A 23,301-nucleotide genomic window follows, 5' to 3' on the forward strand; every position below is an offset into this window, starting at 1 on the left:
TTCATGCCCGCCGCCGGATCTGGCACCGGTGATCGGCCTCTTTCTGGCTCTGGGCGTGGACCAGAAAGATTGCGATCGTCGACACATTCCCGTTCTCGCACACACAGGAGGTCGCCAGGTGAACGTCACGGAGCTGCGGGCCACTGCCCGCCGACACCTCGGGCCGCACTTCACGCGCAAGGACACCTGGCAAAGCGAATTCCCGGTGTTCGTCCGCGGCGAAGGCAGCTACCTGATCGACACCGAGGGCCGCCGTCACCTCGACGGCCTCGCGGGGCTGTTCTGCGTCAACATGGGCCACGGCCGCGCGGACATCGCCAAGGCCGCGGCCGAGCAGGTCGGCACCCTCGCCTACGCCAGCAACTGGGGCTCGGCGCACCCGCCGTCGATCGAAGCCGCCCGGATCATCGCCGACCTCGCCCCCGGCGACCTCGGCACCACGTTCTTCGTCAACTCCGGTTCGGAGGCGGTCGAGACCGCGCTGAAGTTCGTCCGGCAGTACCACCGCAGCCAGGGCGCTCCGGAGCGGACGAAGATCATCAGCCGCGAAATGGCCTACCACGGCACGACCATGGGCGCGCTGTCGGTGACCGGCCTGCCGAAGATCAAGGAGCCGTTCGGCCCGCTGCTGCCGGGCATCCGGCACGTCCCGAACACCCTCGGCTTCACCGGCGACTGCGGCCCGGCCGACCAGCTGGACTGCGTCCGCGCGATCGAGGCGGTCATCCTCGAAGAAGGTCCGGAGACGGTCGCCGCGGTCTTCGCCGAGCCGGTCCAGAACGGCCGGGGCGCGCTGGTCCCGCCGGAGGGCTACTGGCCGGCGCTGCGGGCGCTGTGCGACAAGTACGGCATCCTGCTGGTGTCCGACGAGGTCATCTGCTCGTTCGGCCGCCTCGGCCACTTCTTCGGCCACGGCCTGACCGGCGTGGTACCGGACCTGATCACCTTCGCCAAGGGCTCCACCTCGGGCTACGCCCCGCTCGGCGGCGTGATCGTGCGCGAGCGGCTGGTGACCGAGCTGTACGACTCCCCGAAGGGCGGCGTGTTCACCCACGGCGCGACCTGGGGCGGCCACCCGGTCTCGACGGCCATCGCGGTCGCCAACATCAGCGCGATGCGCGACGAGAAGGTGCCCGAGCACGTCCTCTCCGAGGGCCCGAAGCTGCACGCCGCTCTGGAGTCCTTGAAGGACGCGCACCGCTGCGTCAAGGACGTCCGCGGCACCGGCTTCTTCTACGCGATCGAGCTGATGGCCGACCGCGACGGCGGCCGCGAGCTGACCGACCAGGAGTCGCTGACGGTCCTGCGGGAGGTCCTGCCGGAGTCGTTCCGCCGCACCGGAGTCATCCTCCGCGGCGACGACCGGGGCGCGACCATGCTCATGATCTCGCCGCCGCTGGTGGCCGACACCGACGTGCTGGACGAGCTCCTGCACGGCGTCGACGGCATGCTCACCGACGTGGAGAAGGCGATCCAGCCCTGACGGATAGCCGGGACGGGCGCTGGGTACCTCGGAAGACACGGGGCACCCGGCGCCCGTCGTGCTGTCCGGGACCGGCTCGTTCTGGTCCCAGAGCATCGGTGGTATCTGGCTCTCGCGGAGGGACCTGTTCCTTCCTACGGTGACGGGAACCACACAGCAGCTCTCAGCGACATCGCGGCGGCGGCCGGCGCGGGGACATCGAGGTCCCCCGGCGCCGCCGGAAGGAGGAGACGTGGGTTCTGCACCGGAAACAGCCGCCGAGAGCGGTCTCAAACCGGGTCTCAAGCAACGCCACATGAATCTGATCGCACTGGGCGGCGTGATCGGCGCCGGCCTGTTCGTCGGAAGCGGCGTGGTCATCCAGTCGGCCGGGCCCGCGGCGGTGGTCTCGTTCCTGATCGCCGGGCTGATCACCGTGCTCATCATGCGGATGCTGGCCGAAATGACCGTCGCGCGGCCCGCGCTCGGCTCGTTCTACGTCTACGCCAGGGAGGCGATGGGCAACCGGGCCGGCTTCACGGTCGGCTGGATGTACTGGTACTTCTTCGTGATCGTGGTGGCCGTGGAAGCGGTCGCCGGCGGCCGGATCCTGCAGCTGTGGCTGCCGAACGTCCCGCTGTGGGTGCTCAGCCTGGGATTGCTCCTGCTGCTCACCGCCACGAACCTGGTCTCCGCGCGTTCTTACGGCGAGTTCGAGTACTGGTTCTCCTCGATCAAGGTCATCGCGATCCTCGTGTTCCTGGTGGTCGGCGCCCTGTACCTGTTCGGCGTCTGGCCCGGCTCCCACGGCGGCGTCAGCAACCTGGTCTCCCACGGCGGTTTCGCCCCCATGGGCATCGGCGCGGTGCTAGCCGCGGTCGTCCCGTGCGTCGGCTTCTACACCGGCGCCGAGATCGTCACCATCGCCGCCGCCGAATCCGCCGAGCCGCGCCGCGCGATCGCCAAGGCCATGCGCTCCATCGTGTTCCGCGTGGTCCTGTTCTACGTCGGCTCGGTCTTCGTGGTCGTTGCGGTGAAGGCCTGGAACGCTCCCGACACCGCAGTCAGCCCGTACGCCGCGGTCCTGGACGTCCTGGGCATCCCCGCCGTGGCGACGATCATGAACGCGATCGTTCTGACCGCGGTGCTTTCCTGCCTGAACTCGGCGCTGTACACGTCCTCGCGGATGCTGTTCGCCCTGACCCGCAACGGCGACGCCCCGAAGATGTTCACGAAGCTGTCCCGCAGCGGCGTCCCCCGCCGAGCCATCATCGCCGGGACCGTCATCGGGTACGTCTCCGTCATCGCGGCCTACACCTCGCCGAACCTGATCTTCCAGTTCCTGGTGAACTCCTACGGTGCGGTCGCACTCTTCGTGTACCTCGCCATCGCCCTCGCCCAGGTCCGCCTGCGCAAGCGCCTGCAGAACACCGACCCCGGCGCGCTAGGCCTGAAGATGTGGCTGTTCCCGTGGCTCAGCTACGCCACCATCGCCCTGATGGCGGCAGTCATCCTGGCCATGGCTTTCCTCCCGACGACCCGTTCGCAGTTCTGGCTCAGCGCGGTGACCCTGACGCTGATCCTGATCGCGTACCAGTTCCGGAAGCGCCGCCCCGCGCCCGCGGTCGCCGCGGAGACGGACTCTTCGCGGGGCGAGGCCGGAGTCGCCTCTTCCTGACCGCTCAGTCCTGTTTCGGTCCAGCCGGGCTTTCGACCTGCCGATCCTCGGCAGCTCCGCCCGGCTGGACCGCCCCGCTGGCACCCCGCGATGCCGCGATTCTGGACCTACCGCCCCGGCCAGACGTACCGCACAGTGGAGCGATCCGCCCGCGCCGTGGAGGTCCGATGCCGCACCCGTCCAGGGTCCCCGCTCCCCCCGCCCGCCGATGACCTTCTGGCAACTGCCCCCGGCCGCGATGGCGTTCGCCGTCGCGGCGTTGTTCGCCGGAGGCCTGATCCGCGGCTACTCCGGTTTCGGCGCGTCCCTGGTGTGGGTGAGCTGCCTCTGCCTGGTCCTGCCGCCTCCCGCCGTCGTCCCCAGCACCCTCCTGCTCGAAATCGCCTCGAGCGTGACCCTGCTGCCCCAGTCCCGGCCCGACGCCCACCGCCCGTCCGTACGCTGGCTCCTGGCCGGTGCGCTCCTCGGCCTCCCCATCGGCATCTGGTTCCTCGCAGCGCTACCCGAACGCGCGACAAGACTGACCGTCGGCCTGGTTGTCGGAATCTCCGCCTTAGCCCTGGCTTTCAGCCGCCGCACCCACCGCCTGCCCGGCCGCAGCGCGTGCGCGAGCATGGGCACCGCCTTCGGCATCCTGAACGGTGCCTGCGGCATGGGCGGCCCGCCAGTCGTCCTGATGTACCTCGCGTCCCCGCTGCCGATGGCGGTCAACCGCGCGAGCCTAGTCGTCTTCTTCCTGGCCGCAGACACGATGACAGTCGCCACCGCCGGCACCGGCGGCCTGCTCACCAGCGACGTCCTCCTGCAAACCGCCCTCTTCCTCCCCCTGGCCCTGGCCGGAATCGCCGCCGGAACCTGGCTGTACCGCCACGCCCGCGGCGATGCCCGCCGGATCGTGCTGGGGATCCTCGCCGTGCTTTCGCTCGCCTTAGTGGGCCAAGCAGTGGTCACATGACGCTCTCCCCCCAGACAGGCGGTCCCATGGTCCTCGGCGCACTAGCGGTCGCTTTCGCAGGCTTCATCGGCGGCCTGACCGGCTTCGGCGCTTCCTTGGTCGGCACGCCTTTGCTTCTGCTGATCGGGTTCCCGCTGCCGCAAGTGGTGGTGATCAACCTGATCACCACCATGATCACCAGACTCGCCGTGCTCCACCGCGAACGAGCCCACATCGCCTGGCGCCGCGTAGCCGTCCTAGGCGCCGCAAGCCTCCCCGGCGCCGCCGCCGGCGCCCTCACCCTGCACCTGCTCCCGCCGCACGCACTCCGCATCCTGGCAGGCACCGTGGTCGTACTCTCCGGCCTCCGCCTGCTCCTCCGCCCCAGTCGCGAAGCCCGTCCAGCGACCCCGGCAAGACAAACAATCGCCGGCCTGCTCGGCGGCTACCTCTCCACAACAACTTCCCTCAACGGCGCACCCCCGGCCGTCCTGCTCGCCTCGGCAAAAGTCCCGCCCCGAACGTTCGTGGGCGACCTCGCGGGCTACTTCGTGGTGACCAACTGCCTGTCCCTGCTCCTCCTGATCACCGCGGGCCAGCTCGACACCACGGACCTGAGCAGCCGGCTGCCGATCCTCGTCCTGGCCGCGTTGGCAGGCAACATCCTCGGCGGCCGCCTCGTCGGCCGGGTTCCGCGTCTGGTGTTCGACCGGGCGATCGTGGGGCTGATCGTGGTGTCCGGGGTGGTGACGATGATCGGCGCCTGACTCCTGGCAGCCTGATTTCCAGGACGGCCTCAGCAACAGGTCCCAGCCAGGGCACACAGGCCCGTCCCGTTCGCCTGGCAAGATCAGCATCATGCTCGGCCCTGGCCATGGGAGCCACGCCTTGACGCCCGGTCCGCATGCCGATGACCTGCGGATATTCCACCAGGGGTTAAAATGTCGAGAACATGTGATCATCTCATGCGAGCCTTCGACCGGATTCCACACCCCCCTGAAAAGGCGTGCCAGACCGTCGTATACTCTCTTTATCAGCAAGTCCGAGTGGCGGAATGGCAGACGCGCTAGCTTGAGGTGCTAGTGTCCTTAACGGACGTGGGGGTTCAAGTCCCCCCTCGGACACACACGTTAGACACACGGGGAGAGGCGGTCACTACGACCGCCTCTTCTTCATTGTCATAGCGGAGTTGCACGCCAAGGTCCTGGTAGACCCGCGTAATCCGCTCCGGCGTCCGCGAGTTCAGCGCCCGGGCCACATCATCCATCGAGTCCAGCCGCGCGTACACCTCCGCCGCCTCGATCACGGTCGCCTTCGGCAAGTGCTGCAACTCCGCGCGCGCCGCCTCCCGTTCTGCCTGCGCCGTGTTGATCGCCTCGACCACCGCAGCCGGATCCACGCCTGCTTCGATCGCCGCCTGATGTCGGCGCAACCGCGACTCCGCATCAGCCAGCCGCTTCTCAACCGCCTCTCTGCCGGTCGAGTGCGTCCCGCCCTGCGAAGCCACCAGTGCGGCGACCGTGTCGTCCCGGTTCGCCGGGTCGAACACCTGAGAGAGCCAGCCGTTCAGCGCGGGCATCACGACGTCCTCCCGCAGATTGACCGTCTTCGGATGGCTCTCCAGTGCGGGCGATCCAGGCGCCAACGTCCTGGCCATGCACCGGTAGTAGACCGCCTTCCGGATCGGTGCACCCTGCATCTTCCGTCCGCAGATCTCGCAGCGGATCAGGCCTTTCAGCAGGTAGATGTTCTTCGACGTGGGGCGGTCCCGCTCCAGCTTCGCGATACCGCGCATCCCGCCAGCACCGCGCGACCGCCGCAGCAACTGCGCCTGCGCGAACGTCTCGACCGACACGATCTCCGGATGAGACTGCCGCCGAGACCGGACCACCGTTCCCGGATCCGACTTCCGGAACCGGACGACGTAACCAGCGCTCACGTCGTCCGGATTCAGCAGACGCTCGTGCTTCGTCCACCGCCCGAAGACCGCATAACCCGTGTACCTGGGATTCTCCAGGATCGCCCGGACAGTCGAGCCCTGCCAGCCATCCCCCGGACGGTGCCGGTTCTGCTCCGGCCGCGCTTTCGACGGGCACGGAATACCGTCCTGGTTCAGCCCCCGCGCGATCACCCGGTCGCCCACGCCTGCCAAGTACTCGGCGAACATCCGGCGCACCACATCCGCCGCAGGCTCATCGATTTCCAGCACCCGCAGCCGGAACCCCTCAGCAGCCTTCCGCGGATTCGGATGCGGACCGCCGTCCACCACTCGATACCCATACGGTGCCCGGCCGCCCTGATGCCGCCCTTCGTTGATCACCTGCGCGTCCATCGCCGACCGGACCCGCGCCTGAACGTGCTGACGTTCCGATTCGCTCATCCCACCGAGGACGCTCATCAGCATCTTGTGCGACGGGTTGCGTGCGTCGAACTTCCCACCGAGTTCCGGAACCCACAGGTCAACCCCGTACGCCGCGAATCGCGGAGCAATCAGCGAGAACTGATTCCCGAACCAGCAGCGCGTGCCCTCGCCGACCACAACACCGGTCCACTCTCGCCGCGGATCCTTGAGCGCGGCCAACAACTGCGCACCCGCATCCCGCCGCTCCCACGGCACCGAACGCGACTGGCCAACGTCGAAGTACTGCGCAACTACCTCTCCGCCCAGCGGGCCAACGAACTTCGTAGCGTTCCCTAGCTGCCAACCCAGCGAGGTCTCCGGATCCTGGTTGTCCTCCGTCGAGCACCGCCCGTAGAACGCCAACGAACCGATCTGCTCCTCAGCAACGACGGCCGAGTCGACGCCGAGCGCATCGTCCAGCACTGCCCACGGGTCGATATCGAAATCAGCTGTCATCTGTCATCCCCTCCGCACGGTCCCAGCACGGCACGTCGGTCAACTCGACGAGGACCGCAAGCAGTCCGCGCGCCACCACTGGCGTCAATACTGGCATCTCCGCAGGCAAGATGACCACAACGCCCTGCTCGTCGCTCCTGGAACTCGTCATGACGCCCCCTTGACGCCGAACGAAGCCGCCTCGCGTCGCGCCTGATCGATTTCAGCTATCAGGTATCCGCGAACCTGACGAGTTCGGCCGTCGTCGCCGGTAAGGCGGTACCGCGTCGGGCGGCAGCCCAGTTCGCTCATCTGCGCCGCGAACGTCTTCGCCTCGACACCGAGCGCGGCTGTCAGCTCTGAGGTAGGGACGAACTCGCGATCGTCCGCCACGTCCTCCAGGTACTCGACCACCGCGCGCAGCGGCTCCGGCAACCGCTCCTGAACCGCGTCATCACGGGGAGCCGCAACGATCTGCGGTGCGGCTGGCATCTCCAGTTCCGGCATCGACGCACCGGCTGCGTGCCCGGTCAGCGTGCCTTCCGCCTCGCGCAACTCCCGACCACGGCGACAGATCGTCTGCCAATCCTCATTCGGCATGTAGTACGTCCGCACAGTCAGCGCCAGCACATCCCCGCCAGCCTGCGCGTCCCCGTCCGGCCGGAGAATCCCGACCCCCTTGTGCGACGCGAGCAACCGACTGCTGTCATACCCCCGCGTGTTCATCTGCTCGCCGAGCACGATGTTGCTGTCCCGCCAATCCATGACACGCAACGCAAACCGAGACCCCAGCACCGCCCGCAACCCGGACGGAATCGTCTTCGAGTCCGGCCGCTGCGTCGCCAACACCAGCACAATCCCGGCCGCCGGACCCTTCTTCGCGAGCCAGGTCAACAACTCGCCGACGTACTCACCCGCCGTCAACGTCTTGCCCTCGACCTTGACCGGCGTCCGGTCCTCCAGCGGAACCTGCACCTCGTCCACGAAAATCGCCGTGATCGGCATGTCCAACGCCCGGTCCCGCGACATCGCCGGCGTGACCTTCGACTCCGGACACGTCTCGTCGTCCAGCTCCCGCATTCGCCGGAACCGTCCCTGCACCTCGCTGACCAGCTCCACCAGCCACCCGACCAGCGCCAGCACGTGCTCCGGCTCATCACCCGACATGAACCGATGCGCCACGCGCCCAGCCGCGTCCCAGTCCTTGCCAGCCTTGAAATCCGCCACGTAAAGCCGCGTGAACGGGTCAAGCACCAGCCCAGCCGCAGCCAACCGCGCGGCGAATGTCTTGCCCTGCCGCGGAATCGCCCCAACCAGCAACGACGTCCACACCAACGGAAGATCCACCCGCCGGTCCCGCGCATCCCTTCCGAACGGGACCGGCCGCCACGCGTCCCACCGCGCCGCGTCGAGCAACGGCGTCCTCCGCGGCGCAGATGCGTACGGATCCTCATCCGCAACCCACATCGCGACCCGGCCAGCGTGCCCGCCGTTACCGCGCACCCGCTCCACGATCAGCTGCACCTCATCGACCGCAAGCGCCGAAGCCAACGCCTCCCGGTTCTTGATCACGTCCGCGGCCTTCCGCGTGGCCGGAAGATCCACGGTGATCGCCCAGCCGTCGCCCATCCGCGTCGCGCGCTCAACCAGCCGCAGCGTCTCGTCTTTGCCGACCAGCTTCGCGTCCCGGAACGCGTCGACCAGCACCTGCGGATCCATCGTCCAGCGCAACGTCCGCGGCCCGGCGAGCACCGCTTTCCGCCCTGGACTCCCTTCGCGCCGCCTCCCGAGCGCAGCGAGCGCCACAGCCAGAGCTCCAGCAACAACCCAAAGAGCAACGATGCCGTAGACCAGGTGAGCCATCAGCGTCACCGAAGCGGCACCGGCCACAACCGCACCGGTGACCTTCCACCGGAACAACGTCAGCGCCCGGATGTCAGCGAACTTGTCCGCCAACTTCTCCGACTGCTCCGCCGCCTCCCGGAAATCCCGGACCGTCACCCAAGCTCGCCACCACCGCGCAGCCGCGACCAGCCCACGCGCCACCGCGCCCAGACAGCGGAACGGCGAGCGCACCACACCCGCAACGAAGTCCTTCGCCGCTTGCCGCGCCTGGTTCCGGTCCTTAAACCAAGTCGGCACCCACCGGGATCGCAGCCACCAGGACTCAAACCGCTTCCGCGGCTGGGGCAACGTGTCATCCACCAGTTCCCCGTCGAGTATCGGATCGGCCTTGACCAGCGCGTCGTCAGCCATTGGCCACCTCCGCGCGCAGCGTCCGAGCCAACCGCGGCGACAACCCGCGCGAACACCCGGTCTCCTGCCGAACCCACGCCGGCGTGATCTCCACACCCGGAGCCCAAGCCGCCCGCGCCTCGGCGAGATAATCCGCGAACAGCTTCCGCCGCCCGCCCTCGACCGGCCGAACAATTCGACGCTCACCAGCAGCCACCAGCACGGCGTCGGTCAGCTTGTCCCGAAGATCCGTGACCGCCTCCACCGCCACGAACACCACCAGCGGCGGAACGGAATGCAACACGATCGCCGCAGCCTCACCGGCCATGAACGACGTCCAGGTGTTCATGACATACGTCGCCGCGAGCGTGAACCACTTCGCCCGCCGCACCCACGGCCCAGTCCTAACCTGGTACCGCGCCGTCACCTGCTCCGCCCGAAGAATCGCCAGCAGCACCAACGAAACCGTCGGATCCAGCACCCACGCCGCCAGCCACGGCAACGACCACACCGCCGTATCAGTCGACGCGAAGGTCTGCACGTTCGTCATCGTGAAGCCCAGCCCGAGCACGATCCCGGACCACGCCATCCAGTCGACCTGCCTCCGCACCCGCTCAATCCGCAGCGCTACAACGTCCGGATCCGTCTGATACGCCCGCACTTCCGCAGCCTCGGCCGCGTCCTGCGCAAGCTTCTGCGCCCTGCTCATCGCCGACCACCCCGCTTCGAGGTGTCGACTGTCGTCACGGTCAGCGCCCGGGTCAGCGCATGCGCCGCGAACAGCGCAGGCAGCCCCAACACCGCCAGCAAGACCCACGTCCCGCCCTGGTGAGCGATCACCACCCACTGAACCGCCACGATCAGCGCCGCGTTGAACACGACCCGCCCGGCCAACGACACCAGTCGCGCCCCAGACCGCGCCTTCTCCGCAGCCGCCTTCGCCCGGCGCGCACCCGCACGCCACACCCAAAACAGCACCAGCAGCACGCCGACTCCGGCCACGAGCTGCGTCGGCGTCACGGTCAGCCCGTTCATCGCGCACCCCCGGCCCGCTCGCCGCGGCGCAGCCAGTGCGGGTACAACGCCTGCCGGTCGTCGTCCGTCATCCCGCCCCAGACGCCAACCGTCGCGGCCCCGGCCGTCCGCAACTCCAGTTCGAGGCACATGTCCCGGACCGGACACCCGCCGCACATCCGGGCGGCGAGTTCCGCGTCCGACGACGCGGGCGGCGGGTCACCGTCCGGTGGCCACATACAGAGTCCGTCCCTGGTCACGACGTCGTAGAGCACATCGGACGGCACCCAACGGAGCGCGTCGAGCCGCCATGCAATCCCGATCAAGGTGAGTTCGTCCATCACGCCGCACCTCCGCGGAGGACGCGCGCCAGCTCAGTCGACGGGATCCGCAGACCTTCCCGGCGTCGCACCGCCCGCAGCTGGTGAGTCCGGATGGCCCGGCTGACGGCACCCCGCGAGACTCCGAGCAGTCGCGCAGCTTCGTCCGGCGTGTGAAAAGTGACATTCGAGTTCATAAGAAAAGGCCAATCTGATGATTTCAAGACTATATTGTTGATTTCAGCTGCCCGAAGGGCATAGATATCCGACGCGCCGCGGCACACCCGCTACGCGGCGCGAGAAAAGCGCAATGACGCGCTAATCTCGGCGCTGAGGCGGAGCGCGGAGGAATAGGTGTCGGAGGATTGGGCGGCGGTCGCGAAGGCGATCGACATGCGCGTGCACGAACTCGGCTGGCGACAGCGCGAACTGGCCGAGCGATCGCACGTGTCGCAAGCGATCGTGCGCGAGCTGCAGCACCACACGGTCGAGCGCCGACGGAGCGCGCGCACGCTCGAAGCACTGTCGACCACGCTCGGCTGGCACCCGCAACATCTGCAGGCCGTGCTGCAGAACCGCACGCCGCCGCACCCCGACGAGCCAGCCGACGACGGCGGCGAACTCTCGACTCGCCTCGACGCGCTCGAACAGCGCCTGGACGAGATCTTCGACCGGCTGGACGACGTCCAGACCAGCCTGGCGACCGTCGTCGACCACGTGCAGAAGAAGCGCTGACGGCTTGCGCTTCGGGCTGATGAACCAGGTGATTTCCATAACCCGAATTCAAGGCCGAAACGGCGACCGTTCCCATGCATCGCCAGCGCATGAGCAGTGCACGACTAATGCAGCTTCGAATTCGGAATGCGCGCGCCGATGAATCCGGCCGACGAATGGACGGGCCGCACCGCATCAGCGCTGCAAGCCGCTCTCCGAATGAGCAACGAGGGTTTCGCCGCGCACCTAGGCATCGGCGTCCGCACGGTCGCGTCCTGGCACCAAAAGCCGGACCTGCGCCCGCGGTCGGAGATGCAACAGGTGCTCGACCGCGCGTACGAGCAAGTCGGCGATGCCGAGCGCGCCCGCTTCGCCGAGCTGACCGGTACTGCTCCGGCCGAGGCACCCGGAGATCCGCGCCTGGACGACGACCCGAACATCGCGTCCGCGCTCGAATGGATCGACCAGCACGCGCACTGGTCTCCTGGAACCGCCCGACGCGCAGTCGCCGCCAAAGCCGCGCAACTGGACACTCAAGCCCTGCGCGACCGCAGCACGCGCCGGAGCTGGGTCACCCAACGCGACACCGCCGACGCGCTTGCGGCCTACTACGGCAGCCGAACCGGCGAACACGGCCTGTACACCGCTCGAGTCGGCACCGAACTCGTGAACACCAGCGTCCTGACCTGCGCGAACTGGCTGGATCTCGACTGCGAGCTACGCCCCGCATCAGACCGATTCAGAGTCGCCACCGCGCAGCCCGAGGCAGACCTGGCCCTCGACGATCGCGCCGCAACCGCAGCAGTTCACCGGCTCGCCGAGTCGCTGGCCATGAACACTCGCCTCGTGAACAGCCCGCTTTACCGCGCGCTTGCCCTGGACATCGCCGAACACCAGCTCGCCGGCTCGTTTGGCACCACGCACTTCGTCCACTACGCCCTGACACTGGACCTGCTGGAGGGCGAACTGGTCGACGCCATCATCGCCGGCGGACCGCTCAAGCTCCCTTTGCGGGACCGCTACCTCCCCAACCTGGCGTCAGTCCTCGACGTCGGAACCCGGCTCTGCGCCGGCGGCGCACTAGCCCTCACCGCCATTGCCCGCCCCGCGGACCCGTTCCGAGGAGAAGCCGACTACGTCCTGCTAGTCCAAGAACGCTCGGGCAACGTCCTCAACGCCGCCCGCCGCCTGGCCGTCATCCCGAAGGGCTTCCATCAGCCCCTCACCGACGTACGCCGCGACGCGCAGATCGGCGCAACGCTCCGGCGCGAGATGGAAGAGGAACTGTTCGGCCGCCCCGACATCGACAACACCGTCACCGACTCGCTGACCGCGGACCCGATGCACCCGACGCTCATGTCGGAGCCGATGCGCTGGCTCATGCAAAAACCCGGCCGCCTCCGCATGGAGACGACCGGGTTCGGGCTGAACTTGGTGAGCGGCAACTTCGAGTTCGCCAGCCTCATCGTCATCGAAGACGAAGAATTCTGGAACCAGTACGGCGGAGTCGTCGCCGCGAACTGGGAATCCTCGACGCTGCGCCAGTATTCGACCACCGACATCGAGCTTCTGACCGAATTGCTGACTGATGTAGCGTGGAGCAACGAAGGATTGTTCGCCATGACGCAAGGGCTTCGACGCCTTGCGGAAATCGGCGGAGACCGGGTGCGCCTGCCAACGATCGAGTGGGAGATCAGCGAGTGACCGAGGGCTGGACCAGCGGCAACGCCAACGAAGACGCCGCAGGCAACCGCGGCTGGCTGGTCGGCCACTTCCTCGACCCCTCGCACGGAGTTCGAGCGACGAACGACGTGGAAGTCAAGTGGGCCAACCACCCCGCAGGAGACAAGCGTCCCGAGTGGACGGCCGACGACCAGCGCACCACGCTCGTCATGCTCATCTCCGGTGAGTTCCGCATCGATGTCACCGGCGGCACGAAAACCATGTCACGCCAAGGCGATTACGTCATGTGGGGTCCCGGAATCGACCACTCTTGGGAAGCGCTCGCCGACTCCGTCGTGCTGACCGTCCGGTGGCCGTCAGCAACGTAGGTCAATCGGCGGCAGCGACACCCGCGCACCGCCGATCTCCGACAACCGGCGCAGGCCGAGCAAGAACGCGAACAGGCCCTCGTTCGTCCACTTCTCGTCGGTGATCAGCTCGCCGACCAGCTCACGGTCGAGCGACGAGTACTGCCGCAGGCCGGAAACCTCCCAGTTCGCCTCGACCACTCCGCCGAACCGCGGCCAGAACTCCTCGTCCTCGATCACGACAAGCGCCGCGAACTCATAGTTGCCACTGACCAGGTTGAACCCGAACCCCGTGCACTCCATCCGCATCCGGTCCGGCTCTGCCATTAGCCATCGCATCGGTTCCGACAGCCGCGCCGGATGCATCGGGTCGGCCGCGCGCTGCACCTCCGTCGTGGTGTCGACGTCATCCCGGCCGAACAGCTCTTCCTCCAGCTCACGCCGGAGGGTCGCACCGATCCGCGCGTCGCCGCGCTGGTCCGCTAGCGGCCCGTGGAACCCCTTCGGGATCACGGCGAGCCGACCTGACCCGTTGACCACATGGCCGGATCGTTCTTGCACGAGCAGGAGATAGTCGGCTTCGCCGCGGGCGGGATCCGCCGACCGCGCGATCGCCGTTAGTGCCAGCACGCCACCAGCGCAAAGGCGGTTGCGCACGTCGAGAACGCTCGGGAGATCCGGCAGCAGCTCGCTCCGCAGCCGCGTCTCACCAACCGTCAACTCCCGTTCGAGCAGGTCAGGCCCCAGCGCGTACTCCGTGAACGATGTGGTGCCGACCGTTCCGCCCACCTGGCCAGCGCGCACGTCAACGTCGAGCAGCCGATAGAGCGGTCGGTCGGCAATCCGAACGCCCGCCTTCGCGGCCTCCGCTAGGCGGGATACAGCGACATCCGGCACCGCACGTCGCACCGCAGCAGCGGCATGCACGTCGAGCATGAGCGCGTCCCCAGCGACGTCCAACGAGCAGCGGAGATCAGTCCAGCCCTGCCTGGTCAGCACACTCGTAGCGACCACCTCGCCATCGACCTCGGCAGCGAAACAGCAGTGCTCGCCGTGCAGCGTGCCGTAATACCGCTGGAGTACCTCGGCTTCCGTCGACCGACGACCGGACAGGTCCTCGCGGCCCGATTTTGGCCGCGCCGCTCGCCGAGCAGTTCCCGCAGCCCACCCCGCCGACCGGTCCAGCCAGGCAAACGCCGACGTAAGCGCGGACCCGTCCGCCTCGGACGAGCCTTCGCCGAAGAACGCCCGCACGTCCGCGACCGGTCGCCCAAGCACTCGTCCCAGCTCGGGCCACTGGTGAGGCAACGGACGATGCCCGCCGGATTCCCAGCGCGCGACGGTCGTCCGGTCAACACCAAGCACTGCGGCAAGCGTCTCTTGGGTGTGGCCAGCGTCCTCGCGAGCCAAAATCAGCGCTTCCCGCCGCTTGCTCATCGGTCTGCCTCACCCCTTCCGACGAGTCAAGTCGGACGATAGCAAATGCAGACACAGGTCAGCGGCGCAAGTGCCACAGCCTTGCCACAGGCGTGCCGTGGTCTCGCATCGGTCGGTCGCCTTGAATGATTTCAACAGATCACGTTCAGCTTAGGACAGGTGCGATGCCCAACCCCACAGAACCGGTGTGACACCACCCGCAGCAGCCGCTAACGGCCCGAACTGGCCGTCTCGGAGCGTTCAGCGTGCGTCGCCACGGGACACGTCACAGCCGTCACAACCGAGCTTCGCCCAGCTCAAAGCCACTTTCGTCGTGTCACGCCGCCCCATGCCTCCCTGGCACATCGCGACAGCTCCGAGACACCTCGACCACCTGTACGGAGACCCTCATGCAAGCACTCATCTTCATCGACCTCGACCACGTGCACCCAGTCGTGGACGGCGTATGGCACCGCGCCCTCCTCGACTCCGTCCCGGACCCCGGCGACGACATCACCATGCTCTGCGGCCTCACCGCGCCAGCCGGCTTCCGACCGCGCGACGGCCGCCACCCCAACGGTGCCCTGGTCACGTGCGTCTACTGCGACTACCAGTACCGCAACGCCCACGGCATCCCGATCCCATCCAGCCATCCCGCATTGCTGCGGTCGCGCCGCAACTGACACTTCGAACTACTAGCAGCCAGAAACGAAGCAGAACGGCCATGCCACCGTCTCCCCGCACGCGCATCCTAGGCGCGGCCCTCCGCAATGCGCGCGTCGAAGCAAACTTCGGACTCCGCGAACTCGCGCGCCGGATCGGCGTTACACCTGCTGCTCTCTCCAGTTGGGAACAGGCTCGGCGCACGCCCGCCCTCGCTGACGTTGCGGGACTTCTCGGCGCAATTGGCACGTCCGGTGAGCTCAAGCGCGACATCCTCCGACTCGCCCGCGGCGGTCCAGACGAATGGTGGGTTGTTCACGGGGCACCTGCCTCGCCAGCACGCGCCGCGGCACTCGTCGCCCACAAAGTGGCTGCTCAGGACGTGGTTACGTGGGACCCGTTCGCGCTCCCGGAACTGCTGCAGATAAGCCACCAGCAACCAGAGACCCGCCCACCCCTCATCGAAGCGTTCATTTCCGACGTCGTGCTCCAGACCAATGACGAGCGTACTGGTGCGCTTCAGCAACAACTGCGACGACTATTGCGGAGCGCAGGAGCAAGCCGATCGCTCGTCCTGCGAACCGTCCGGGCAGAACTCGCCTGGGCCGAAGGCTTCACTACCGCATTCGACCGCTACTCATTACCTGATGACAAGCCCGTCGTTTACTGCGGTCAACGAAGTTTCGGTGTCTTCGCCGTCGAGCGCACGTCCGCCCGACCGGTCCACGAAGCTGAGGTTCAGCGACTACGTCAAATTGCGCTCCACCCCCAGCAATCCCGGGACCACATCCTGCGGTGCATCGCTGCCGTCCAGTCGGTTTGACGTCAGCGTCAACGAGCATAAACGAGCCAGTTGCAGCTTCCGCGGATTCCAGTCCGGCCGTCTTAGCGATCGCCAGCTACAACACAGGCGGGGACGGCCGGGAAAGTCAGTGATGATCCAACCGCCGCCCCCTGTTCCAGGTAGTGGCGGCCAGGGCGGTTCCGGCAGGTCGGCTCACCACGCGACACCACCGTCACCGTGGCAGCCCTGCTACACCCCTGGGTTTCACAGCCTGCTCGCCTCAAACAGACGGGCGACTGTCCCCGCGCATGTCGCTGCTTGGCCATACGTCTGCAAGGCGGCCGTGCCTGACTTCGCCAGCGCGAAAGCCCTTCTCGGTATGCTCTCGCACACAGAGGAGGAGCCTGGCCTGGTGTTACAACTTGACGAGTCGGACCGATATTTCTTGCGGACTCAGCAGCAGGCGAAGTGAGATGAACGCGATCACCGTCAGTAGTCAGGACGTTACCCGCTACGCAAGGTAATTTAGTGCCACAGAAAGATAGGCTCGTTGAAGCGGACTTCGAAACCATCAGTTGACCTTACGTCACGCTTGACAGATGCAGCCAACGCTCTTCGCCTGATCTGCGCAGCCCGCGAACAAGCTGATCCAGACTTCGGCCCCTTTGCTGCCGGGCATGCCAATCGCTCGCTTGCCGATCTTCTCGACATGGCACGCAAAAAACCTCACGCGGCCCCAAACCGGATTAGGGCGCGGTTCCTGGCGATACAACGTCTCGCCGACGAGGCGACAGACACATTCCGCCACGAGCCTATACGCACAGCCCTGCAAGAGGTTTTCACGGCAACGGCCACGATCGCACGATCCCACAGCCTCACAGTTAGCCAACGCATGGCTGCAGCTATCGTAGCCGTGGAGGCATCTCACAAGGTCAGGTGCCTGCCATCCTTGCGTAAGTCCGCAGAGGACTTGCTGGCCCAGCACGAGGTCCGCGGGATCCAACCCGATTTCGGCGGTGTTCTGGCCGGCGCAACGCCCGATCGAGTGAAGGCACTCGTCCACACAATATCAGTCGGGATGTACGACACCGGGTTACCAGTCTTGGTCTGGGAGGACCAGAAGGATCAACGGTCGGCCGCTGATTTGCTCGCTGCGGCAGCAAGTCGACAGGATGCAGGGGGATCCGCATTAGAGGCGGATGCCCCCGATTATGATCTGAGCGAAAACGACTTACGGCTGCAGTCAATCGAAATTAAGGGTTTTCGCGGCTCACCGAAAAGGGTGACCGTCAAGTTCGAACGAAGTGGCACCGCAGTGTCTACAATTATTTTCGGCGAGAACGGCGTCGGAAAGTCGACCATTGTCGACGCTATCGAGTTTGCATTGCAGGGCAGAATAGGAAGATCCTCGAACTTTGAATCGCCGGTAGGATCGTCCGCCAGATCGTTCGCTGACGACGGGATCCCACGGGTCGTCGCCTTGCTGTCAGACCAGCGACAGGTCGAACGTCGAATCATTGAAGCTTCGTCTGGTTACCTCACAGCTTCCCCAGACGCTGTATCAAGCGGTTTTCGACTGGCACCAGTGACACTCAACCGAAATGATATTTCACGGTTTCTTGACACTGATGCAATGGAACGCGGGTCCTTACTCTTGGACTACTTCCCGAGCGAGGCAGGAAAGCTCGCAACACGCCCTCAGAACGAGATTCACCGGCTCACCGCCGAGCAATCGGAATTGCGAATTCGGCGTACGAGTGCCGCGAGCGAACTGGCAGACCTGCTAGGATGCAGCCCGCTTGAAGTTGCAGATCGCGCAAAATTCCTGACGACAGTTCGTACAACTATAATGGGAGGCTTGGCCTGGAGACACTTTGAGGACCAAGACGGTTGGCGCCATGTTGCACCTGACATCAAGTCCGCAACTGTTCGACTCGCTTCGATCTACAACGATCTTGCTGCGAGCAAGAAGCGGATCAAAGATGCCAACAATATGCTGAACCCGGTAGTTCACGCAAAGCAGGCGAGCATACTACGCCCTATATTATCCAGCATTGGCACAGAACTATCCCGAGCATTTAATAGGATTGCAAGCGGTTACCCTGTCGAGAGAATCGATGTCGTCTTCGCGGAATCTGGACCACTATCTCTCGACGTGGTCGTACTATTGTCAAATGGTCGAAACTGTTTTCCGCAACAACTTTTCTCTGAGGCATATAAAGACCTGATAGCTTTGCTCTTCTTCACCTCTGTTGCAAAAAAGGCAGCCGAGCGCGGCCAAGCCAGAATTTTAATTTTGGACGACGTGCTGCAAAGTGTCGACTCCACCGTCCGTCACGCTTTTATGACTTACGTACTGGAGGAGTTCAGCGACTGGCAACTCATCGTCACCGTGCACGACCGCCTCTGGCGCGATCAACTGCGGGACCTCTTTGACGCACACGATCACGATCTGCTTGGACTCGAAGTTCGCAACTGGGAGTTCGAGACCGGTCCCGTACTTGATCCACCTGCCGTGGATCGGGTGACAAAAGACCTGCAACTGCTGCTCACCGCAGGCGAACCACGCTCTATTGCCGCAGTCGCCGGGCAACTCCTGGAATTTGCCTGCGATCGCATCACTCTCAGCATGAGGTTGAATATCCCACGGCAAGAGAAATATACACTCGGCGACCTATGGCCGGTTGTACGGTCATGCTTATCGGACACGGCCGCCGGCGACGCAATCCGACGCGTTGCGAGCCACAAACTTTTACGCAACCTGACAGTTCATCCCGACCCGCGGTCATGGGACTTAACCAGGGTAGATGCGCGATCATTCGCTAATGCTGTACTGGACTTAGTAGGTCATACGAGATGCAATTCTTGTGGATGGTTGCCAAAATCGGGCGTTTGCAAATGCGGTGCGGTTCGGCTTTGATACTCACACTGAGGACTGCTCGTCGATGACTCGATTGGTCAGCTCGATGGTGGAAAGGTAAACCCAAAAGATCCAGTCGAGGTAGAACTCGTCGTAGTCGCGCCTCTGTCGGGCATCCTGATGACGAATATGGAATCCATTGGCGATCTCGAACAATGCTCCGCTATCCTTCTTGGCCAGTGCCGTTGCGAGCACATTATGCCTCCGTTCTTCGAGCAGCAAGGCAAGCACCACAACCGCTGAGCGTTTCTGGTTGCGGTCAGCCCCCCGCGCACGGAACAGCTCGATCGCGTGACGAACCTGGTCGCTGGATTCACCGCCGTCGTGGAGGATCAACTCGTGGACCAGGGTTGCGCGAGCATCGTCCGTAACAGCCACGAGCCGGCCGATGTCCGCCCCTTCGTCCGCTAGCCGAAAGCCGATCCCACCCCGATCGAGCACCTTGTTCACGCGCCACCGGTAAGCGATGCGACCCGATTCCAGCTCGAAGCTCCCATGGTGCCAGCCGCAACCGCCGTAGCTGTGCATCCAGCGCCGCAGCGGCCGCGCCACAGAATCGTGCAGGAATTCGATCAGGTCGAAGAACAGATCGAGGTCTTCTGCCAGGGCGGCCACTGGCAACGGCCACAAGTCATCAACGCCAAGCGCCCGCTTGATGAGCAACGCCGGTCTGTCCGCATAGGAGTCGTCCACACAGTCCTTGCCGAATTGTCTCTCGAAGTAGCCCGCGTCCTCCAGTTCGTTGACCAATTCGACGAAATCGCGAACCGTATCCTCGCGTGTCACAGCTTCGTTACGGCGCTGGCCGGACATTCGTTCACGCCAGTACGGCCGACGGTGTGAGTCATCCTCGTGCAGACGATCTGCGTTTCCCATGAGGTCACGGAGAAACTGCTGCTTGGCGGTTAACGTTGATCGCGATGTGCCGGATGCGCCCCAAGGATCGGCGTCCGCGATCTCCGGAATCTCCCGAAACTCGCCCAGCGGTCCACTCTCGTAACCTCGAACGAAGGCGTCTTCGAGGAGCACCTCACAGCGGTCGTTCCAGTCTCCGAGCTCGCGGCGATTAAGAAGCTTGGCGGCTTCGGCCTTGAAGAGGGCGCGCGGCCACACCAGCTCGTAGTCGGGTTCGGCCAGCCTGACGTTCACATCTCGATTATTGCTCATGACCTCATGCGCGTTACGTGCCGTGGGCGAGCACCAACCGCCGCGATCGGCCGGCCAGGCCGAGAAAGGCACCCTGGCACCAGCCGCCGAGACGACGGCACCTTTGCCGTGCCCACTCGACGCCTGCCACTCATCGAGCCAGCCGGAGGCGTGTGGTTAGCGAGCAAGATCGTCCTCGGACACTCCCATACCCCACGGATTTTCGAATCCGTGGGGTAAATTCATGCCAGTAGACGGTCGCGGCCCGGTGATACCGGACGCTCGTCGGCTGCGGGGAACGAGCGGTCGTGCTTCTCGGAGTGCTCCGTCCGGTGCGCCGATGGCGCGTCGGCGAGGGGGCCGCAGGCCACGTCGAGCGCAAGCTGCCCCGGCGGCCCTCCGGGGCAGACGACTTCTTGCGCCGCGGCCGGTCGGAGTTCGCGTGTCGCGCGACCGCAGGAGATCTCCAGACCCCGGTCACGAAGAGCCTCCCGTATCGCGCGCGGGCTGAGGTCAGCCGCTTCGTCCGCCGGAATCAGTCCTGCCGCGGTCTGCAGCAGGTGTTCCTCGCGGACGTAGACGTTGCGCGGCCCGTCGACCGGGCGCGGCGCGGCGGTGCTGTAGCCGTGACGGCACCGATACCCCGGCCGGCCGTGGACCCAGTGCCCCTCCATCCGACGACCGCACACTCCGCACACGACTAGCCCAGACAGCGCGTACTCGCGCGTGCCGCCGTCCTTGGCGCGGCGTCCGGCCTGGATCCTCTGGACGGCGAGGAACGTCGCATCGTCCACCAACGGAACATGGGCAAGACGGTCCGACACCTCCCACTCCACCGCGTCGTTCCGGCGCACGGCACCCGAGCCCCGACCCCCACGCCGTCCGCCGGCACCGTGCCCGTTCGTGCTCTGGCGGTTCCAGACCTGCCGGCCGGTGTATCGCGGGTTCTCCAGGATCATCGCGACGGTGCGGACGATCCACCGGGCACCCGACCGGTGCGAGTTCCTTGCCGGGTCGACGCTCGACGGGCATGCGACACCGCGCTCGTTCAACTCCCGCGCCAGCGACGCGATCGACCGGCTCCTAGCGCGCTCGGCGAACATCCACCGCACCCACCGCGCCGTCGCCGGATCCGGCTCCAGCACGTGCACACGCCGGCCCCACCGTGCGTGGATCGGGTTCGGGTGCGGCCCGCCGTCGGCCAACCGGTACCCGTACGGCGGACGACCGCCCAGAAAGCGCCCTTGCAACCGCGCCTGCGCAGCCATGGCCGCCATCACCCGGTGCCGAGCCCGCACCACCTCGCGCTGCGCCTGCGCGCCCAGCAACGTCATCAACGCCTGATGCACCGGACTGTCCAGCTCCACCGGGCCGCCGGCCTCCGGCAACCACACCTGCACGCCCACCGTACCCAGCCGGGCGACCACCTCGCGGAACTGGTCACCGTAGAACGCGCGCTCGTACTCCCCCACCACCACAGCATCGAACCCGCGATCCTCGCGCTCCGCGGCCGCCAGCAGATCCGACGCCGCCGGACGCTCCTCCCACGACCACCGCCGCGACCGGCCCGCATCGAAAAACTCCACCACCACCTCGCCGACCCCCTCCACCAGCTCATCCGCCACCGCGCGCTGCCACGCACGCGACGTCCGCGGATCCTGAAACTCGACAGTCGACATCCGCCCATAAAACGCGAACCGCACACCACTCACAGCCCGACCGCACGCACGCGACCGGCCGCGCCGCGCAGCCACCGCCCCCGCAAAAGCCGCACCGCTTGACCCGCTCACCGCAACTCCCTCCGCCGGCCCGGAACCGGGACCGCGCGAAGACCGGACGATGACGAGAAACAAACGAGCGCCGCCCGAACAGACCAACAACCAGCCGGGTCGCACCGCGCCACGACCCGCGGGCTGGGCGTACTCGCGGACCGCCTCGTTCAACCGCGGATCGATCGCGTCGGCCTGCACCACGATCGCTTTCATCTTGTCCGGGAACACAACCGCGAACACGCCGCCGAAGAACACCCACGCGGCCTCGAACCCGGCCACCACGGCATCGACGCCAGCGTTGCCGGGACGTCGATGAGAAACCGCCCTCGACAACAGTTGTCCAGGAGCATTCGCAGCCGTCCTCGGCGCGGGACTCGCGAGTCGAAGTGGCCGCCGTTGATCAAGCGGGAAGGTCGATCAACGCCGAGAGCCGGGAGCGGTGGAAGCCTGAAGTCCCGACCGCGATCTGGTCCGACTCGGCGCGTTTGAGGTAGAGATGCGCCGAATGCTCCCAGGTCATCCCGATACCGCCGCGCAATTGAGCGGCTTCCTCCGCGGCCACCATGGTGACGTCGCTGCAGTGGGCCTGTGCGACGGCCACCGCGACCGGCACGTCCGGGTCTCGCCCGTTGCGAGGGGCGCCGCGGCGTACTGGGCTGCTGCGGCGGCGGATTCGACGCTCGTGTACAGGTCGACCAGCCGGTGTTTGAGGGCTTGGAACCCGCCGACGACGCGGCCGAACTGGCGGCGCATTTTGAGGTACTCGACGGTGGTCTCCAAGCACCAGCGGGCCACGCCGACCTGTTCGGCGGCGAGCAAACCCGCTCCGCACTCGAGTGCGCGGCGAATCGCGAGGGAGCAGTCGGAGAGAACGAGGCGGCCGGGTGCAGCGTCGAGGCGGACGTCGGCGAGTTGGCGGGTCATGTCGAGGGAGCCGACCGGCGTCACCGTCGCACCGGCAGCCGCGACCTCGTACAGCGCTCCCCCGGCGGCAACGAGGAAGACGTCGGCCTCGAGTGCGCCGGCGACGCTCGTGATGGTGCTGGTCGTCCGACACGTCCTGAACGACGCAGGGGCACGCGCGCCGTCCACGGCGGAACTCGGCACATGGTCGCGACGATCACCACTGGGCACCCCTGGGGAGCAGTTGAGGGTCCGGCACCACTGTGAAAACGTACATCGGCCCGCGCGTCCCGAAACCTCATCGCGGACGGCTCACGCCCGCCGGCAGATGCACGCGAACGACTAGACCCCCTCTTCGACGCTCTCGCCTCAGCCGTGAGAGCGACGTTCAGCGGAAGCCTGGACAGCAGTTCTTAAGGTTTGTACGAAATCACATTCGACGGCTTGAGCAGAGCGATCGTGTCGGTGCTCCAA

Annotated in this window: 20 protein-coding genes, 1 tRNA gene and 1 pseudogene; 11 read left to right on the top strand and 11 right to left on the bottom strand. The window is 66.2% G+C overall.

Translation table 11 applies throughout. From position 1 onward, the window contains the following. Positions 1-118: 118 nt before the first annotated feature. The 5 genes from H4281_RS33425 (at position 119) to H4281_RS33445 (ending at position 5,198) form a co-directional block, all read left to right on the top strand. A complete protein-coding gene (locus tag H4281_RS33425) occupies positions 119-1,483 on the top strand; it encodes an aspartate aminotransferase family protein (protein ID WP_182894842.1) in 1,365 nt (454 codons plus the stop codon). 295 nt (positions 1,484-1,778) lie between these two features. Beyond that, the gene (locus H4281_RS33430) at positions 1,779-3,140 is read left to right on the top strand and encodes an amino acid permease (protein ID WP_182894958.1); all 1,362 of its coding nucleotides are present in this window, start codon (positions 1,779-1,781) and stop codon (positions 3,138-3,140) included. A 208-nt stretch (positions 3,141-3,348) separates the two neighbouring features. Further along, positions 3,349-4,095: a sulfite exporter TauE/SafE family protein gene (locus H4281_RS33435; RefSeq protein ID WP_182894843.1), complete on the top strand. Its 747-nt coding sequence runs from the start codon at positions 3,349-3,351 to the stop codon at positions 4,093-4,095. Next, positions 4,092-4,841 (top strand): sulfite exporter TauE/SafE family protein, encoded by a 750-nt coding sequence (locus H4281_RS33440; RefSeq protein ID WP_246412484.1) that lies wholly within the window; start codon positions 4,092-4,094, stop codon positions 4,839-4,841. Before H4281_RS33435 ends, H4281_RS33440 begins: the two co-directional genes overlap by 4 nt. 273 nt (positions 4,842-5,114) lie before the next feature. Continuing rightward, positions 5,115-5,198 (top strand) — tRNA-Leu (locus H4281_RS33445). Here the strand turns inward: H4281_RS33445 and H4281_RS33450 are convergent. From H4281_RS33450 to H4281_RS33480, 7 genes are read right to left on the bottom strand one after another with little or no spacing between them, the layout of a single operon-like run. Further along, positions 5,180-6,931, bottom strand: a complete 1,752-nt coding sequence (locus tag H4281_RS33450; RefSeq protein ID WP_182894844.1) for a recombinase family protein — start codon at positions 6,929-6,931, stop codon at positions 5,180-5,182. The two genes, H4281_RS33445 and H4281_RS33450, sit on opposite strands and share 19 nt — an antisense overlap. Further along, positions 6,921-7,082, bottom strand: a complete 162-nt coding sequence (locus H4281_RS33455; protein ID WP_182894845.1) for a hypothetical protein — start codon at positions 7,080-7,082, stop codon at positions 6,921-6,923. The genes H4281_RS33450 and H4281_RS33455 overlap by 11 nt, the downstream gene beginning before the upstream one ends. Next, positions 7,079-9,166, bottom strand: coding sequence for an FtsK/SpoIIIE domain-containing protein (locus H4281_RS33460; protein ID WP_182894846.1), 2,088 nt, complete (start codon positions 9,164-9,166; stop codon positions 7,079-7,081). Before H4281_RS33460 ends, H4281_RS33455 begins: the two co-directional genes overlap by 4 nt. After that, a complete protein-coding gene (locus H4281_RS33465) occupies positions 9,159-9,854 on the bottom strand; it encodes a hypothetical protein (protein ID WP_182894847.1) in 696 nt (231 codons plus the stop codon). Before H4281_RS33465 ends, H4281_RS33460 begins: the two co-directional genes overlap by 8 nt. Next, a complete protein-coding gene (locus H4281_RS33470; protein ID WP_037366878.1) occupies positions 9,851-10,180 on the bottom strand; it encodes a hypothetical protein in 330 nt (109 codons plus the stop codon). Before H4281_RS33470 ends, H4281_RS33465 begins: the two co-directional genes overlap by 4 nt. Beyond that, positions 10,177-10,500, bottom strand: a complete 324-nt coding sequence (locus H4281_RS33475; RefSeq protein WP_182894848.1) for a WhiB family transcriptional regulator — start codon at positions 10,498-10,500, stop codon at positions 10,177-10,179. Before H4281_RS33475 ends, H4281_RS33470 begins: the two co-directional genes overlap by 4 nt. Continuing rightward, the gene (locus tag H4281_RS33480) at positions 10,500-10,676 is read right to left on the bottom strand and encodes a helix-turn-helix domain-containing protein (RefSeq protein ID WP_182894849.1); all 177 of its coding nucleotides are present in this window, start codon (positions 10,674-10,676) and stop codon (positions 10,500-10,502) included. The genes H4281_RS33475 and H4281_RS33480 overlap by 1 nt, the downstream gene beginning before the upstream one ends. 157 nt (positions 10,677-10,833) lie before the next feature. Here H4281_RS33480 and H4281_RS33485 point away from each other — a divergent pair, with 157 nt between their 5' ends. From H4281_RS33485 to H4281_RS33495, 3 genes are all read left to right on the top strand, one after another. Beyond that, positions 10,834-11,214 carry a helix-turn-helix domain-containing protein gene (locus H4281_RS33485; protein WP_116199109.1) on the top strand — a complete coding sequence of 127 codons (381 nt, stop codon included), beginning with the start codon at positions 10,834-10,836 and terminating at the stop codon, positions 11,212-11,214. A 138-nt stretch (positions 11,215-11,352) separates the two neighbouring features. Continuing rightward, positions 11,353-12,897, top strand: a complete 1,545-nt coding sequence (locus H4281_RS33490) for a transcriptional regulator (protein ID WP_182894960.1) — start codon at positions 11,353-11,355, stop codon at positions 12,895-12,897. Next, positions 12,894-13,244 carry a signal peptidase I gene (locus H4281_RS33495; protein ID WP_182894850.1) on the top strand — a complete coding sequence of 117 codons (351 nt, stop codon included), beginning with the start codon at positions 12,894-12,896 and terminating at the stop codon, positions 13,242-13,244. The genes H4281_RS33490 and H4281_RS33495 overlap by 4 nt, the downstream gene beginning before the upstream one ends. Here H4281_RS33495 and H4281_RS33500 read toward each other — a convergent pair. Continuing rightward, a complete protein-coding gene (locus H4281_RS33500) occupies positions 13,233-14,660 on the bottom strand; it encodes a helix-turn-helix transcriptional regulator (protein WP_182894851.1) in 1,428 nt (475 codons plus the stop codon). The two genes, H4281_RS33495 and H4281_RS33500, sit on opposite strands and share 12 nt — an antisense overlap. A 389-nt stretch (positions 14,661-15,049) precedes the next feature. Between H4281_RS33500 and H4281_RS33505 the strand changes: the two genes are divergently transcribed. From H4281_RS33505 to H4281_RS33515, 3 genes are all read left to right on the top strand, one after another. Beyond that, positions 15,050-15,322, top strand: a complete 273-nt coding sequence (locus H4281_RS33505; protein ID WP_182894852.1) for a hypothetical protein — start codon at positions 15,050-15,052, stop codon at positions 15,320-15,322. Positions 15,323-15,363: 41 nt separating this feature from the next. After that, entirely contained in the window at positions 15,364-16,125 is a 762-nt protein-coding gene (locus tag H4281_RS46835) for a helix-turn-helix domain-containing protein (protein WP_182894853.1), read from the top strand. A 553-nt stretch (positions 16,126-16,678) separates the two neighbouring features. Further along, positions 16,679-19,006 (top strand): AAA family ATPase, encoded by a 2,328-nt coding sequence (locus H4281_RS33515; protein WP_182894854.1) that lies wholly within the window; start codon positions 16,679-16,681, stop codon positions 19,004-19,006. Positions 19,007-19,009: 3 nt separating this feature from the next. Here H4281_RS33515 and H4281_RS33520 read toward each other — a convergent pair whose 3' ends face one another. From H4281_RS33520 to H4281_RS46840, 3 genes and pseudogenes are all read right to left on the bottom strand, one after another. After that, a complete protein-coding gene (locus tag H4281_RS33520) occupies positions 19,010-20,155 on the bottom strand; it encodes a hypothetical protein (RefSeq protein WP_182894855.1) in 1,146 nt (381 codons plus the stop codon). Between the two features lie 239 nt (positions 20,156-20,394). Continuing rightward, positions 20,395-22,206 (bottom strand): recombinase family protein, encoded by a 1,812-nt coding sequence (locus H4281_RS33525; protein ID WP_312872225.1) that lies wholly within the window; start codon positions 22,204-22,206, stop codon positions 20,395-20,397. 118 nt (positions 22,207-22,324) lie between these two features. Further along, positions 22,325-22,848: pseudogene (locus tag H4281_RS46840) on the bottom strand (acyl-CoA dehydrogenase family protein). Positions 22,849-23,301: the final 453 nt, after the last annotated feature.

This window comes from Amycolatopsis dendrobii (genome assembly GCF_014145675.1).
Classification (GTDB): domain Bacteria; phylum Actinomycetota; class Actinomycetes; order Mycobacteriales; family Pseudonocardiaceae; genus Amycolatopsis; species Amycolatopsis dendrobii.

What these genes read in the sequence shown, in the direction of transcription:
- H4281_RS33430 (WP_182894958.1), top strand. Translation starts at nt 1,779, where the DNA reads ATGAATCTGATCGCACTGGGCGGCGTGATCGGCGCCGGCCTGTTCGTC.
- H4281_RS33435 (WP_182894843.1), top strand. Translation starts at nt 3,349, where the DNA reads ATGACCTTCTGGCAACTGCCCCCGGCCGCGATGGCGTTCGCCGTCGCG.
- H4281_RS33440 (WP_246412484.1), top strand. Translation starts at nt 4,092, where the DNA reads ATGACGCTCTCCCCCCAGACAGGCGGTCCCATGGTCCTCGGCGCACTA.
- H4281_RS33450 (WP_182894844.1), bottom strand. Translation starts at nt 6,931, where the DNA reads ATGACAGCTGATTTCGATATCGACCCGTGGGCAGTGCTGGACGATGCG.
- H4281_RS33455 (WP_182894845.1), bottom strand. Translation starts at nt 7,082, where the DNA reads ATGACGAGTTCCAGGAGCGACGAGCAGGGCGTTGTGGTCATCTTGCCT.
- H4281_RS33460 (WP_182894846.1), bottom strand. Translation starts at nt 9,166, where the DNA reads ATGGCTGACGACGCGCTGGTCAAGGCCGATCCGATACTCGACGGGGAA.
- H4281_RS33465 (WP_182894847.1), bottom strand. Translation starts at nt 9,854, where the DNA reads ATGAGCAGGGCGCAGAAGCTTGCGCAGGACGCGGCCGAGGCTGCGGAA.
- H4281_RS33470 (WP_037366878.1), bottom strand. Translation starts at nt 10,180, where the DNA reads ATGAACGGGCTGACCGTGACGCCGACGCAGCTCGTGGCCGGAGTCGGC.
- H4281_RS33475 (WP_182894848.1), bottom strand. Translation starts at nt 10,500, where the DNA reads ATGGACGAACTCACCTTGATCGGGATTGCATGGCGGCTCGACGCGCTC.
- H4281_RS33480 (WP_182894849.1), bottom strand. Translation starts at nt 10,676, where the DNA reads ATGAACTCGAATGTCACTTTTCACACGCCGGACGAAGCTGCGCGACTG.
- H4281_RS33490 (WP_182894960.1), top strand. Translation starts at nt 11,353, where the DNA reads ATGAATCCGGCCGACGAATGGACGGGCCGCACCGCATCAGCGCTGCAA.
- H4281_RS33500 (WP_182894851.1), bottom strand. Translation starts at nt 14,660, where the DNA reads ATGAGCAAGCGGCGGGAAGCGCTGATTTTGGCTCGCGAGGACGCTGGC.
- H4281_RS33505 (WP_182894852.1), top strand. Translation starts at nt 15,050, where the DNA reads ATGCAAGCACTCATCTTCATCGACCTCGACCACGTGCACCCAGTCGTG.
- H4281_RS46835 (WP_182894853.1), top strand. Translation starts at nt 15,364, where the DNA reads ATGCCACCGTCTCCCCGCACGCGCATCCTAGGCGCGGCCCTCCGCAAT.